Origin of the sequence: Micromonospora sp. HB375 (assembly GCF_017872985.1) — a bacterium.
In the GTDB taxonomy this organism is placed as follows: Bacteria; Actinomycetota; Actinomycetes; order Mycobacteriales; family Micromonosporaceae; genus Micromonospora; species Micromonospora chalcea.
The window spans coordinates 2,614,129-2,628,316 of the sequence record NZ_JAGGJO010000001.1 but is presented as its reverse complement, the minus strand read 5'-3'; the positions used below and the strand labels follow the sequence as shown (position 1 = coordinate 2,628,316).

Here is a 14,188-nt window from a genome sequence, read left to right as displayed (position 1 = left end):
ATCAATTGGCGGACAGACCGTCCAAGTCTACTCGCCCTGTCGAATCGGACTCGCACGCTGAGCCAGATGCTGCAGCGCCAGCCGGTAGCCGTCCACGCCCAGCCCGCAGATCACCCCGGTCGCCACCGCGGAGACCACCGAGTGGCGCCGGAACTCCTCCCGGGCGTGGATGTTGGAGATGTGCACCTCGACCAGCGGGCCGCGCAGCATCGCGCAGGCGTCCCGCACCGCTACCGAGTAGTGCGTCCAGGCCGCCGGGTTGAGCACCACCGCCGCCTCCTCGTCGGCCGCCGCGTGCAGCCAGGCCAGCATCTCGTGCTCGGCGTCGGTCTGCCGGACCACCACGTCCAGCCCCAACTCCCGGCCGTGCCGCTCGCAGTCGGCCACCAGCTGGGCGTAGCTGGTCACCCCGTACACGTCGACCTGGCGGGTGCCGAGCCGGCCCAGGTTCGGCCCGTTGAGCACGTACACCCTCATGAGCTGATCTCCGCGTACGCGGCGGCGAGCAGGTCGTCCGGCGGCGCCTCCAGGATCGCCGGGCGGGCGATCCCGTCGAGCACCACGAACCGCAGCCGGCTGCCCCGGGCCTTCTTGTCCACCCGCATCGCGGCCAGCAGTTCCGGCCAGGCGTCGGCCCGGTAGCCGGTGGGCAGGTCGAGCGCGGTCAGCACCCGGCGATGCCGCTCGGCGTCGGCCGCGTCGAGCCGGCCGGCGAGCCGCGCGAGAGTGGCCGCGTAGACCAGGCCGACCGACACCGCGTGACCGTGCCGCCAGCGGTACCCCTCCACCTTCTCGATCGCGTGGGCGAGGGTGTGCCCGTAGTTGAGCACCTCGCGTACCCCGGATTCGCGCAGGTCACCGGCGACCACGTCGGCCTTCACGCGGACCGCGCGCTCGACCAGTTCCCGCAGCACCGGCCCGGCCGGGTCGAGCGCGGCGGCCGGGTCCCGCTCGACCAGGTCGAGGATGACCGGGTCGGCGATGAACCCGCACTTGACCACCTCGGCCATGCCGGCGGCCAGGTCGGCCGGGGGCAGGCTGTCCAGCGTCGCCAGGTCGGCCAGCACGCCGGCCGGCGGGTGGAACGCGCCGACCAGGTTCTTGCCGGCGGCGGTGTTGATGCCGGTCTTGCCGCCCACCGCGGCGTCGACCATGCCGAGCAGCGACGTCGCGACCGGCACCCAGCGCACGCCGCGCAGCCAGGTCGCGGCGACGAAACCGGCCAGGTCGGTGACCGCGCCGCCGCCCACCCCGACCACCGCGTCGGTACGGGTGAACCCGGCGTCGCCGAGCCGCTCCCAGCAGGCCGCCGCCACGTCGACGTGCTTGCCCGCCTCGGCGTCCGGCACCTCGATCAGCAGCGGCGTCACGCCGCCCTCGCGGACCGCGTCGGCGAGCCGGTCGGCGAGCGCCTTGAGCGGCGGCGCGTGCAGGAAGGCCACCCGCTCGGCGCCCGCCAGCAGCACCGGCGGCGGGTCCAGCAGGTCACGTCCCACCAGCACGTCGTACGGCCGCTCGCCGCCGACCGGGATCCGGGTCACCTCGTCCATCGCGGGCAGCCTAGTCCAGCGCGCCGCCCCCGCGCGGCCGTTGTCCACTGGCTGGGTGTTTGTCCGGCCACATCGCGGGTAGGGCGGCCGGAATGAGTGAGACGACGGCACACGCGACCCGACCGGAGTCCGCGACGAGCATCCGGCTGCCCGCCACGATCCTCGGCGTCGGGCTCGGCGGCTTCGTCGACGGCATCGTCCTGCACCAGGTCCTGCAGTGGCACCACATGCTCAGCAGCACCGGCAGCGACCGGATCGGCGTCCGCGAGTACCCGGTGGACACCGTGCCCGGGTTGCAGATGAACACGCTCTGGGACGGCCTGTTCCACGTGGTCACCTGGGTGGCGGTGCTGACCGGCCTGGCCCTGCTCTACTCCCGGGTCACACACTCGCGGGGCCGGCTGTGGCGCTCGCCGATGCTGTGGGGCTGGGCGCTGATCGGCTGGGGCCTGTTCAACCTGGTCGAGGGCGTCGTCGACCACCACCTGCTCGGCATCCACCACGTCCGCGGCGGCCCGAACCAGCTCTGGTGGGACCTCGGGTTCCTCGCGCTCGGCGTGGTGCTGATCGCTGTCGGCTGGACGATCCAGCGCCGGGCCCGCGCGGTGGACCTCTGCGCGCCGGAGCGCCGGTGAGCCTGGCTCACGCCGGGCACGCCGGCGGCGGCTTCCCGGCGATCGCGCTGATCCCGGCGGCGCTGTTCTGGGCGTACCTGGCCGCCGCGCTGCGGCTGCGGGACCCGGGCGGGCCCGGCTGGCCGCACGCCCGGACGGCGAGCTTCGGGCTGGGCGCGCTGCTGCTGGCGGGCGGGCTGGCGTGGCCGGCCGGCGACTTCGTCGGGCACATGTGGCAGCACCTGCTGATCGGCATGCTCGCGCCGCTGGCGCTGGTGCTCGGCGCCCCGGTCACGCTGCTGCTGCGCACGCTGGACCGGCGTACCGGCCGGGCACTGGTCCATCTGCTGCGGCATCCGACAGCACGGGTGCTCGGCCACCCGGTGACCGGCCTGCTGCTCACCGCGGGCGGGCTGTGGCTGCTCTACCTCACCCCGCTGTACCGGGCCACGCTGGACAGCCCGGCCCTGCACACGCTGGTGAACGTGCACTTCCTGCTCAGCGGCTGCCTGTTCGCCTGGTCGATCGCCGGTCCCGACCCGGGCCCGCACCGCCCGCGCGTACCGGTGCGGCTGGTGGTGATCGGGTTCGGGGTGGCCGCGCACGCCACCATCGCCCAACTGCTCTACGCCGGGCTGTTCGTGGACGTGCCGGCGACCGCCGCCGAGCTGCGGGCCGGCGCCACGCTCATGTACTACCTCGGTGACCTGGCCGAGATCGCGCTGGCGCTGGCGCTGCTCGCCACCTGGCGACCGGAGCGGAGCCCTCGCCGCAGGGCGGCCGGGGCCGTTGCGGCAAATACCTGACCGGCCCCTCCCGACACGTTTCCCACGCACCCATGGCGTTCCACCCACCGACGCCATCGACGCCGGCTGGAACGCCACGGGTGCCATAACGCTCGGGAGACACCCACGGCGTTCCACCCACCAACGTCATCCACGCCGGGTGGAACGTCATGGGTGCCACGACACCCCGGAGACACCCACCGCGTTCCACCGAGGGCGGGAGCCGGGCGCGGCAGTGCGGTTGTCAGGGCTTGAGCAGCGCGGCGATCTCCGCAGCCAACTCCTCCGGCGTACGCCCGTCCGTCACCACGGTCGCGGTCGCCACCTCGGCGTAGAGCGGGCGGCGCTGGTCCATCAGATGCTTGAGCGTGGCGCGCGGGTTCAGCGCGAGCAACGGACGCCCGGCGCCCAGACCGACCCGCTTGACCGCGTCCGGCAGCTCCACCGACAGGTGCACCACGGTGTGGCCGATCAGCGCGGCCCGGTTCTCCTCGGCCAGCACCGCGCCGCCGCCGATCGCGAGCACGCCCGCGTGCGACGCGAGCGCCGCCGCCACGGCGGCCCGTTCGAGGGTACGGAAGTGCTCCTCCCCCTCGTCCACGAAGATCTCCGGAATGGGCTTGCCGGCGAGGTTCTCGATGTCGGCGTCGGTGTCCCGGAAGTCGACGCCGAGCGCCTCGGCCAGCGCCGTGCCGACAGTGGTCTTGCCGGCACCGGGCGCACCGACCAGCACGCAGATCGGCCGGGTGCTCATCGTTGCCACCTCTCGTTCGCGACTGCGGGACTCCGCTGCGCTGCGTTCCTCGCGCTCACCGGATCACCAAGCTGTCGAGGTAACCGGTCAGGTTGCGGCGCATCTCGGCGACCGAGTCGCCGCCGAACTTCTCCACCGCCGCCTCGGCCAGCACGAGCGCGACCATCGCCTCGGCCACCACCGCAGCCGCCGGCACCGCGCACACGTCGGAGCGCTGGTTGATCGCGGTGGCCGGCTCGCCCGTGGTCACGTCGATCGTGGCCAGGGCCCGGTTCAGCGACGAGATGGGCTTCATGGCCGCCTTCACCCGCAGCGGCTCACCGGTGGTGATGCCACCCTCCAGGCCACCGGCCCGGTCGGTGATCCGCCGCACGCCGGTGGCGGTGGGCACGATCTCGTCGTGCGCCTCCGAGCCGCGCGAGCGGGCCTGCTGCCAGCCGTCGCCGATCTCCACGCCCTTGATCGCCTGGATCGACATGAGCGCGGTGGCGAGGCGCGCGTCGAGCTTGCGGTCCCACTGCACGTGGCTGCCCAGGCCCGGCGGCACCCCGTACGCGAGCACCTCGACCACGCCACCGAGCGTGTCGGCGGCCTTCTTCGCGGCGTCGACCTCGGCGACCATCCGGGCGCTGGCCTCGGCGTCGAGGCAGCGCAGCGGGTCGGCGTCGATGCGGGCGGCGTCCTCCGGGGTGGGCCGCAGGCCTGGCTTGACCGCCACCGGGCCCAGCTCGACCACGTGGGAGACGATCTCGACGCCGAGCGCCTGACGCACCAGCGCCTTGGCGACGGTGCCCACCGCGACCCGGGCGGCGGTCTCCCGGGCGCTGGCGCGCTCCAGGATCGGCCGGGCGTCGGTGTGCCCGTACTTCTGCATGCCGGCCAGGTCGGCGTGACCCGGGCGGGGACGGGTCAGCGGCGCGTTGCGGGCCTGGCTCGCCAGCTCCTCCGGGTCGACCGGGTCGGCGGCCATCACGGTGCGCCACTTGGGCCACTCGGAGTTGCCGACCCGGATCGCGACCGGGCTGCCGAGCGTCACGCCGTGCCGGAGCCCGCCGATGATCTCGACCTCGTCCTGCTCGAACGACATCCGGGCACCCCGGCCGTAGCCGAGCCGGCGCCGGGCCAGCTCGCCGGAGATCTCCGCCGTGGTCACCTCGATGCCGGCGGGTACGCCCTCCAGCATCGCGACGAGGGCGGGTCCGTGCGATTCACCTGCAGTCAGCCAGCGCAACACGACGGTCAGTGTGTCACGCCCGGTGGTCACCGGCGTACGCCGCCCGGCGCATCCCGCCCACCGGACAGGCCGCCTCCGCGCCGATCTGCCGCCTCGTGGGGCGAGGCGTTAACAAGGGGCCCTTCCTCTACCGGAGGAGTTAATAAGGGGCCCTTCCTTACACCGGCAGGGCAGCGCGCATCGCGGCGCGTGGGGCGGTGACGCCGGTGAAGTGCTCGAACTGGCCGTACGCCTGGGCCAGCAGCAGGTCCAGCCCGGAGACCACCCGGCACCCGGCTGTCAGCGCCGCCGCCGCGAGCGGCGTGGGCCACGGATCGTAGACGACGTCGAAGAAGACCGACTCCGGTCGCCAGTCGAAGTTGTCGGCGAGCGGGTCGGCCACGCCCTTCGGCACCGTGGAGATCACCAGGTCGGCGCGGGCGTGCGCGGGCGCGCCGTCCCACTCGGCCCCGGCCAGCGGCACGCCGGCCGCCGCCGCGACCGGGCGCAGCTCGTCGACCGCCTCCGGGCGGCGGGCCACCACAGTCACCTCGGCCGCCCCGATCCGGGCTGCCGCCGCGATGGCCGCCCGGGCGGTGCCACCGGCGCCGAGCACGGTGACGACCGCCCCGGCGACGCAGCCCGCGCCGGTGAGCACCTCGACCATGCCGGTGACGTCGGTGTTGTCCGCGTACCAGGTGCCGTCGGCGCGTCGTACCAGCGTGTTGGCGGCGCCGACGGCGGCGGCGGCCGGTGAGACCTCGTCGGCCAGCGCGAGCGCCGCCTCCTTGCCCGGCATGGTCACCGACAGCCCGGCCCATTCCGGGCCGAGGCCCGCGACCAGGCCGGGCAGGTCGTCGGCGCCGGCTTCGATCTGGGTGTACGACCAGCCGCTCAGCCCGGCCGCCGCGTACCCGGCGGTGTGGATCACCGGGGAGAGCGAGTGGGCGATCGGCTTGCCGACCACCGCGGCGCGGCGGGGATCGGCCATCAGATGATCCCGGCCTCGCGCGCCTTCTGCTCGTTGCGTTGGTGCTCGGCGTAGGTCTCGGCGAACGCGGAGCGCCCGTCCTTGCTGATCGCCACGAAGAAGAGCCACTTGCCCGGCGGCGGGCTGAGCGCGCCCTGCAGGGCGTCCTTGCCCGGGTTGTTGATCGGGGTGGGGATCAGGCCGCGCAGCTTGCGGTTGTACGGGTTCTTCGGGTCGTCCAGCTCGGCGGCGGTCATGTCCTTCGACGCCTTGGTCGGCCGCCCGGTCAACTCCAGGTAGTAGTTGACGGTGACGTCCATCTCCAGACAGCCGCAGTCGAAGTTGCCCTTGTAGACCCGGTTGTAGGCGACCTGAGCGACCTTGCCCAGGTCGACCTTGTTGCCGGCCTCGGCCTGCGCGAGCGAGGCGACGATCAGCGCCTCGTACGGGGTGATGCCACCGCGGTCCTGCTGCACCTTCTCGGCGTACTGCATGTTCGAGGTGACGGTGAGGAAGTTGTTCACCATCAGCTTGAGCACCGTCTCGGCGGTGGCCTTCGGCGGGATCTCGTAGGTGTCGGGGAACAGGAAGCCCTCGATCGACGGCTTGACCTTCTTGCCGTCGGAGCGCTTGAACCACCAGTCCGGTACGCCGAGCGCCTCCGGATCCTTCGCCGCCGCCTCGAAGTCCTTGACCGGGATGTCGGTCTTCTCGGAGAGCCGCTTGTAGACCGTCTTCGCGGTGAGCCCCTCGGGAATGGTGATCCCGTTCACGATCCGGTTCTTCAGGTCCAGCATCGCCGCGACCGCCGCGTCGCCGCTCATCTGCTTGCGCAGCTTGTACGTGCCGGGCTGGATGTTCTTGCTGCGCGAGTTCTCCTCGGCGGCCTCGATGAACGCCTTGGTGCTCTTCACCACGTCGGCGGCGACGAGCGCGTCGGCCATGTCGGCGAGCAGCGCGCCCTGCTTGATCTCGACGGTCACCTCGCCGGTGCCGGAGCCGTCGTAGTCGGGGGTGACGAAGTAGTTCTGGACCCGGTCGAAGCCGTAGAACGCGCCGCCGCCGATGCCGCCCAGCAGGATCAGCGCGAGCGCGAGGGCGAGCAGGGTCTTGCCCCGGCCGCCGCCGGACTTGCCCTGCCGTCGGCGTACCGCGCCGCGCCGGTGCCGGCCCTTCTCCCCCCTGTCCTGCTCGTCGAAGCCCAGATCAAGGTCGTCGATCATTGCGTCCGCCTCCGCTGTGCGTCCAGCCAGCTCTGCAGAATCTCCACCGCGGCGGCCTGGTCGACCACCGCCCGTTGGCGCTTTCCCCGGACGCCCCGTTCGGCCAGCCTACGACTCGCGACGACGGTAGACATCCTCTCGTCCGTCAGCGTCACCGGAATCGGCCTCATTACATCAGCCAATCGGCTGGCATAGGCTGATACGTTCACCGCTGCGGGGCCGTGCTTTCCGGCGAGGTTGACCGGTAGCCCGACGACGATTCCCACCGCCTCGTGCTCGGCGGCGAGCCGGACCAGCTCGGCCATGTCGGCGGGCACCGCGTCCGGTTCGGCGGTCAGGTCGCGGGCCAACGTGACCAGGGGCGTGGCGAGGATGCCGTGCGGATCACATCGGGCCACACCCACCCGGACCTGGCCCACGTCGACGCCCAGCCGGACGCCACGGGACAGCTCGGCCACTATCGGACACCTCCCCGCCGGTACGGGCCAGGGCGGACCGGGTGGTCCGCCCTGGCGTCGATCGGTGCGCTCATGCCGTATCGCCAGGCATGCGCTCACGGCCCTCGCTCCGCTCGGTGCGTTCACTCATGCCGTACCGGCGACCGCCTGCTCGACGGTGACCAGCAGGTTCGGCGCCTCCGCCGCGGGCAGGCCGCCGCCCTGGGCCAGGTCGTCGCTGCCGCCGCCCCGGCCGGAGAACGCCGCCTTCACGAGGTCCTTCGCGCTCAGGCTCCGCCCCCGGGCGGCCTGGTTGACGGCCACCACCAGGGACGCCTTGCCGTTGGCCCGGGCCGCCACCGCGACCACCGCCGGGCGGGCCGGGTCGATCCGGCCCCGGATCTCCTGGGCGAGGGTCCGCACGTCGTTCGCAGCCGCGCCCTCCGGCGCCTCGGTGCCGACGTACGCGACGCCGCGCACGTCCTTGGCCTGCGCGGCCAGGGCGCCGGCCCCGCCGAGCACGAGCTGGGCGCGCAGCTTCTCCAGCTCCTTCTCCGCGTCGCGAAGCTGGGTGACGGTCTGCTCCACCCGGTCGGCGACCTGCTCCCCCGGCACCCGGAACAGCTCCGCCAGCCGGGACACCAGCAGGTGCTCGCGGGCCAGGAAGCCGAACGCGTCCATGCCGACGAGCGCCTCGATCCGGCGTACCCCGGAGCCCACCGACGCCTCGGAGAGGATCTTCACCAGGCCGAGCTGGGCAGAGCGGGCCACGTGCGTGCCGCCGCACAACTCCCGGGCGTAGTCGCCGACCTCGACGACCCGGACCCGCTCGCCGTACTTCTCGCCGAACAGGGCCATCGCCCCGATCCGGCGCGCCTCCTCCTGGCTGGTGACGAACGCGTGCACTTCCAGGTCGGCCAGCAGCACCTCGTTGACCTGCTGCTCCACGTCGTGCAGCACGCTCGGCGCCACACCCGTCGGGGTGTTGAAGTCGAACCGCAGCCGGCCCGGCGCGTTCAGCGAACCCGCCTGGGTGGCCGACTCGCCGAGGAAGTTGCGCATCGTCTGGTGCACCAGGTGCGTCGCGGTGTGCGAGCGGGAGATCGCCCGGCGGCGGGACACGTCGATCTCGGCGTACCCGGTCTCCCCGGAGCGCACCTCGCCGCGCACCACCTTGGCCCGGTGCACGATCAGGCCGGGCACCGGCTGCTGCACGTCGAAGACCTCGACCTGGCCGCCGCCGACGGTGATGAGCCCCTGGTCGGGCTGCTGCCCGCCGCCCTCGGCGTAGAACGGGGTGGTGTCGAGCACCAGCTCGATCGTGTCGCCCTCGACCGCGGCGGAGATCGCGGCGCCACCGGACAGCAGCGCGCGGACCCGCGACTCACGGCTCAGCTCGGTGTAGCCGGTGAACTCCACCGGCCCGCCGCCGTCGAGCACCGACCGGTACGCCGACACGTCGGTGTGCCCGGTCTTGCGCGCCTGCGCGTCGGCCTTGGCCCGGCTGCGCTGGTCGGCCATCAGCCGGCGGAAGCCCTCCGCGTCGACCTGCAGCCCCTGCTCGGCCGCGATCTCCAGGGTCAGGTCGATCGGGAAGCCGTACGTGTCGTGCAGCTGGAACGCCTTGTCACCGGAGAGCGCCGCCTTGCCGGCCGACTTGGTCTCCGCGATCGCGGTGTCCAGGATCGTGGTGCCGGCGCGCAGCGTGGCCAGGAACGCGTCCTCCTCGGCGTACGCGTACTGGGAGATCCGGCCGAAGTCCTCGGCCAGCTCCGGGTACGACGGCGCCATGCAGTCGCGGGCCACCGGCAGCAGCTCCGGCAGCGCCCGGTCCTGGTAGCCCAGCAGCCGCACCGCCCGGATCGCCCGCCGCATGATCCGGCGCAGCACGTAGCCCCGGCCCTCGTTCGACGGGGTCACGCCGTCGCCGATGAGCATCAGCGAGGTGCGCACGTGGTCGGCGATGACCCGCAGCCGTACGTCGTCCGGGTGCGACTCGTTCGCCGCGTGACCGGAGTGCACGCCGTAGCGCTTGCCGGTCAGCTCGGCGGCCTTGTCGAGGATCGGGCGGACCTCGTCGATCTCGTAGAGGTTGTCCACGCCCTGCAGCAGCGAGGCCATCCGCTCCAGGCCCATGCCGGTGTCGATGTTCTTCGCCGGCAGGTCACCGAGGATCGGGAAGTCCTCCTTGCCGGTGCCCGGGCCGCGCTCGAACTGCATGAAGACGAGGTTCCAGAACTCCAGGTAACGGTCCTCGTCGACCTCCGGACCGCCCTCGCGGCCGTAGGCCGGGCCGCGGTCGTAGTACAGCTCGGAGCACGGGCCGCACGGGCCGGGGATGCCCATCGACCAGAAGTTGTCGGCCTTGCCGCGGCGCACGATCCGCTCGGCCGGCACGCCGGTGGCGCGCCAGATGTCGTACGCCTCGTCGTCGTCCAGGTAGACCGTGGCCCAGATCCGCTCCGGGTCCAGCCCGAAACCGCCCGCCTCGACCGACTTCGTCGCCAGGTCCCAGGCGAGCGGGATCGCCCCGGACTTGAAGTAGTCACCGAAGGAGAAGTTGCCGTTCATCTGGAAGAACGTGCCGTGCCGGCTGGTCTTGCCGACCTCGTCGATGTCAGGCGTACGGATGCACTTCTGCACGCTCGTCGCCCGCGCGTACGGCGGGGTCTGCTGGCCCAGGAAGTAGGGCACGAACTGCACCATGCCCGCGTTGATGAACAGCAGGTTCGGGTCGCTGATGGCGGGCAGCGGAGCGGACGGAACCACGGTGTGCCCGTTCGCCTCGAAGTGGGCGAGGAACCGCCGCTTGATCTCCGCCGTCTTCATCGCTGGTGGTCCTCCGGGAAAATCTCTCGGTCGCCGATCCGCGGGTCCTCCCGCAGCTCGGCGAACTGGTCGTCGTACACCTCGCCGCGGGCGAAGGCCTCGTGGATCTCCTGCTCACGCTCGGCCATGCCGACCCGGACGTCGTCCACGAACGCCCGCAGCGACTCGACCAGACCGCCGGCGGACTCGGACAGCCCGCTGGCGATGCCGGCCGGGGTGTACGCCTGCGCGGTCCGGGTGGCCTTGCGCACCACCAGGACGCCCACGGCCAGCCCGATGCCCAGCCAGAACAACCGCCTCATGCTCTCATCCTCCCGCGTACGCCGGTCGGGGTGTCAGCGGTTGCCGCGCTTGGCGGCGCGACGCTGCTGCTTGATGGTGTCGCGCACCTCGCGCTCGGTCTCGGCGTGCCGGCGCGCGGAGGCGGCGCGGCGCACGCCGTACCCGAACGCGGCCACCTTCACCAGCGGATTCGCGGCGGCGGCCGAGACCACGGTGGCCAGGTTCGCCACGTTCGCGGTGACGTTCTGCGCGTGGCTGGTCATGGTGTCCACCTTGGCGAGCTGCAGGTTCACCCCGTCCAGCGAGGTCTGCACCTGCTCCAGCGCCACGTTGACGTTCTTCACCGTGGTGTTCACGTCCCCGAGCAGCGGCGCGGTGCGGTCGTTGAGCTCGTTGATCATGCGGGTCGTCGCGTCCACGGTGTGCCGCAGCCGCAGGATCGGCACCGCCAGCACGAGCACCAGCATCAGGAACGCGCCGGCCAGGACCAGCCAAGCGACCTCGCTACCGTTCACGCGCACGTCCTCCTCAAGCAGTGTCCCGGAACCCGACGCCCCGGAACGCGCGACCGTACCTACCCACTTCGCGCCACGCCGACCCGGTCACCGGGCGCGGACGGGCGTGCCAGCCCCAGACCCTACCGTCCGTGATGAAAGTCGGCTCACGACGGTGAGGGAGTCGCCTCGCCCAGCGGGTCGTCGGTCAGCGTCGGGAACGGATCCTCACCGGTGAGTGACGGATCGGTGGTCGGCGTCGGCCCGGTGCGCTCGTCGTCGATCGCGTTGCGCACCTTCACCGACACCAACGAGCCGGTGCACGTCGCCGCTGCGGGCGCGGCCGGCGCGGAGGGCGCGGGCGCACCGTCGATCGGCGGCGGCGTGCAGGCCGGGTCGCGTACCCACAGGTCAAGCGTGAGTTCGTCGCGACGCCAGCAGGTGTAGCTGCCCTCGACCTTCTCCTCCGGGCAGCGTTCGACGCTCCACCGCCGCCAGCCGTCCTTGGCCAGCGCCTGCTCGTAGACGGCGACCGTCTGCTCCCATCCCTGCTCCGACTCGACCGCGCGTTCCCGCAGCCGGCAGTCCTGCAGGCACCAGCGGCTGCCGCTGACGTTGTCGACTGTCTTCTTCTCGGCCCAGGCGGGCACGTCGAGCGCGTCGAGGGTGTCGAAGACCGGATCGCGGCTGAGCGTCCGCATGCCGAAGTAGAGCGGTACCGCGCCCAGCAGCAGGAGGCTCACCAGCGCGAGGACACCCATCCGCAGGCGGCGCCGCTCGCGCATCTGCCGCCGCAGCTCGGACCGGGCGCCGCGCAGGCCACCGGCCTCCGCGTCGGTCTCGTCCACGCCGGGACCGGCGGGTCGCGGCGCGGGCATGCCGTCCGCGCCGGGCCGTGGCCCGGCAGCCTCCCCCGGGGGTACGACAGCAGCCGCCCGCGCCACCGCCGGAGCGCCCGGAGGCGGTGCCATGCCGGCCGGGTTGCCCGGTCCGCTGCGGTCCGGCTCCGGTCCGGGGCCGGTCGCCCGTCCGGTGGTCCGCTCGTCCGGTCCGACCGGTCGCGCCACACCGGCCGCCGCGCGGGCGGCAGGCGCCGGTCCGGCGGCCGCGCCCCGGGCGCCGGGCGCCACCGGTGGACGGGGTGTGCCACCGGGCGGAGGGGTCTCACCGGGCCGGACCGGGCCGGACCCGCCGGGCCCCTGCCGGGGCGGATGCGGGCCGGGACCGATACGGCCACCGTCGCCGCCGGGCGGACCGGCCGGACGCGGCGGGCCACCACCGGGACGGCCACCACCGATCGGCACACCACCCGTGCGCTCGACGTCGCTCTGCGGGCCGCCACCGGGTGGTACGCCGGGACGGGCGGCGCCCCGGGCCGGGCCGGGACGGGCGGGGTTCGCGGCCGGGGCGGGCATCGGAGGACCCGCCGGGGGCGCGATCGGGCCGGACTGATCGGGCCGGACCGGTGCAGCCGGAGGGCCTGCCGCCGCGCCACGCGCCGGCCCACCCGGCCCGGTCGGACCGGGCCGCCGCGACGGCGTACCCGGATCGGCCGGTTCGGGGCGGACCGGTGGGACGGCGGCGCCGGTACGGCCGGTCGGCTCGTCGGCCGGGCGGCGGGTCACCGGCATGGCGGGGTCGGTGTGTGGCGCGCGACCGGCCTGCCGCAACCATTCGCCCGGCCGCTGCGGGCGCGGGTCGCCGGTGTCGTCAGGCGCCGCGCGACGTCCGGGCCGCGCCGCCTCGGCCGCGGCGCCGGGTTCGGCCGGCCCGTCGGGAGCGGCCCTCCGGCCACCCGGCGCGGCGCGGCGCGGCGCGTTCGCCGGGCCGCCGGACACGGGCGCGCCGGGCAGGTCCGGCGCGTTTCCGCTGCGCGGCACCACCGGCGGGCGGTCCGGTTCCGGGGCGGCCCGGCGGCCACCCGCCGGGGGCACGACGCCCTCCGGCGCGGCGCGGCGACCGGCGCCGGAGACGGGGCGGGTGCCGGGCGGAACGTCGTCCGGCCGGGCACGACGGCCCGCGCCCGACACGGGCCGGACGCCGGGCGCTACGTCGTCCGGTCGCGCGCGACGGGGCCCGCCGGAGACCGGCTGGACGCCGGCGGTGTCGTCGGGCCGGGCCCGGCGGCCGCCGGGCGGCGAGGTGACGGGCGGGTTGGCCGCGGCCTGGTGCGCGCCCTCCGGCACGCCGGCGCCGTGCCGGCCGCGCGGTGTCGGGGGCCGGTGCTCGCCGTCGACGGGCGGGCGGCCCGGCTCGGCGGGTACCCGGCCGGGTGGCGGCCCGGCGGGCGCGCCGGGCGGCGGCGAGACGCCGGTGACCGGCGGCTGCTGGCCAGTGGGGCCGTCCGCGCCCCGGCGGGCGGGTGCTCCCGCCGGACGACGGGCCTCGGGCACGCCGGGCCAGGGACCGTCGACGGGCGGGCGCGGCGCGCCGGCCTCGGGACCGCCGGGGCGCACCGGCGGCGCGGCCGGGCCGAGCTGGTCGGGACCGCGCCGGGTCACCGGAGGACGCGGACCGGGCCGGCCGCCGGGCATCGGGGGCGGCGCGTCAGCCGGGCGGCCGGGTGGCATCTCCGGACCGGGCCGGGCGGCGCCCGCGTCCGCTGCGGAACGCCCGGCGACAGGTGGTACGTCCGCGCCGGGCCGGACGTGACCGGGCCCGGCCGGTCCTCCGCGGCCCACGCCCGGCGGGGACGCCGGGCCGCCACGACCGGAAACGGGCGGTTGCGTCGGGTCGGTGCGGCCGTCCGGCACCGGCCCGGCCGGTTGGGGACGGCCGGGGGGCGGGGCGGCGGGAGACGACGGACCGGGCCGGGCGGACGACGGAGGCGCCGCCGGGCCGGGCCGACCGGAGACGGGTGGCTGCGGACCCGGGTGACCGGACGCGGGCGGCTGCGGGCCCGGGTGACCGGACGCGGGCGGCTGCGGACCCGGCCGGCCGGGTGGTTGCGGGCCCGGCGCCGGGGGCCGCGGAGCGGACCGGGCGGGCATCCCCGGCCCGGCGGCGGGCGGAGGCATGCCGGGCCCGGCGGCCGGGC

Annotated in this window: 13 protein-coding genes; 2 read left to right on the top strand and 11 right to left on the bottom strand. The window is 74.5% G+C overall.

The window, feature by feature from the left end; translation table 11 throughout:
- Window positions 1–27 precede the first annotated feature (27 nt).
- Both aroQ and aroB read right to left on the bottom strand, forming a co-directional pair.
- Window positions 28–477 (bottom strand): type II 3-dehydroquinate dehydratase, encoded by a 450-nt coding sequence (gene aroQ, locus J3R08_RS12235; protein ID WP_043324954.1) that lies wholly within the window; start codon window positions 475–477, stop codon window positions 28–30.
- A complete protein-coding gene (gene aroB, locus J3R08_RS12230; RefSeq protein ID WP_043324955.1) occupies window positions 474–1,550 on the bottom strand; it encodes a 3-dehydroquinate synthase in 1,077 nt (358 codons plus the stop codon). Before aroB ends, aroQ begins: the two co-directional genes overlap by 4 nt.
- 92 nt (window positions 1,551–1,642) lie before the next feature.
- Between aroB and J3R08_RS12225 the strand changes: the two genes are divergently transcribed.
- Both J3R08_RS12225 and J3R08_RS12220 read left to right on the top strand, forming a co-directional pair.
- The gene (locus J3R08_RS12225; RefSeq protein ID WP_043324956.1) at window positions 1,643–2,185 is read left to right on the top strand and encodes a DUF2243 domain-containing protein; all 543 of its coding nucleotides are present in this window, start codon (window positions 1,643–1,645) and stop codon (window positions 2,183–2,185) included.
- A complete protein-coding gene (locus tag J3R08_RS12220) occupies window positions 2,182–2,970 on the top strand; it encodes a cytochrome c oxidase assembly protein (RefSeq protein WP_209961162.1) in 789 nt (262 codons plus the stop codon). The genes J3R08_RS12225 and J3R08_RS12220 overlap by 4 nt, the downstream gene beginning before the upstream one ends.
- A 223-nt stretch (window positions 2,971–3,193) precedes the next feature.
- Here the strand turns inward: J3R08_RS12220 and J3R08_RS12215 are convergent, their stop codons facing one another.
- From J3R08_RS12215 to J3R08_RS12175, 9 genes are all read right to left on the bottom strand, one after another.
- Entirely contained in the window at window positions 3,194–3,703 is a 510-nt protein-coding gene (locus J3R08_RS12215; protein ID WP_043324958.1) for a shikimate kinase, read from the bottom strand.
- Between the two features lie 55 nt (window positions 3,704–3,758).
- Entirely contained in the window at window positions 3,759–4,937 is a 1,179-nt protein-coding gene (gene aroC, locus J3R08_RS12210) for a chorismate synthase (protein ID WP_209964180.1), read from the bottom strand.
- A gap of 157 nt (window positions 4,938–5,094) precedes the next feature.
- Window positions 5,095–5,907, bottom strand: a complete 813-nt coding sequence (locus tag J3R08_RS12205; protein WP_064448514.1) for a shikimate dehydrogenase — start codon at window positions 5,905–5,907, stop codon at window positions 5,095–5,097.
- Window positions 5,907–7,109: an endolytic transglycosylase MltG gene (mltG, locus tag J3R08_RS12200; protein WP_043324960.1), complete on the bottom strand. Its 1,203-nt coding sequence runs from the start codon at window positions 7,107–7,109 to the stop codon at window positions 5,907–5,909. Before mltG ends, J3R08_RS12205 begins: the two co-directional genes overlap by 1 nt.
- A complete protein-coding gene (ruvX, locus tag J3R08_RS12195; RefSeq protein ID WP_043324961.1) occupies window positions 7,106–7,567 on the bottom strand; it encodes a Holliday junction resolvase RuvX in 462 nt (153 codons plus the stop codon). The genes mltG and ruvX overlap by 4 nt, the downstream gene beginning before the upstream one ends.
- Before the next feature lie 126 nt (window positions 7,568–7,693).
- Window positions 7,694–10,375, bottom strand: coding sequence for an alanine--tRNA ligase (alaS, locus tag J3R08_RS12190; RefSeq protein ID WP_064448515.1), 2,682 nt, complete (start codon window positions 10,373–10,375; stop codon window positions 7,694–7,696).
- Window positions 10,372–10,677, bottom strand: a complete 306-nt coding sequence (locus J3R08_RS12185) for a hypothetical protein (RefSeq protein ID WP_013285491.1) — start codon at window positions 10,675–10,677, stop codon at window positions 10,372–10,374. Before J3R08_RS12185 ends, alaS begins: the two co-directional genes overlap by 4 nt.
- 33 nt (window positions 10,678–10,710) lie before the next feature.
- Window positions 10,711–11,172, bottom strand: coding sequence for a DUF948 domain-containing protein (locus tag J3R08_RS12180; protein ID WP_043324962.1), 462 nt, complete (start codon window positions 11,170–11,172; stop codon window positions 10,711–10,713).
- Window positions 11,173–11,318: 146 nt separating this feature from the next.
- The gene (locus J3R08_RS12175) at window positions 11,319–11,936 is read right to left on the bottom strand and encodes a hypothetical protein (protein WP_043330338.1); all 618 of its coding nucleotides are present in this window, start codon (window positions 11,934–11,936) and stop codon (window positions 11,319–11,321) included.
- Between the last annotated feature and the right edge of the window lie 2,252 nt (window positions 11,937–14,188).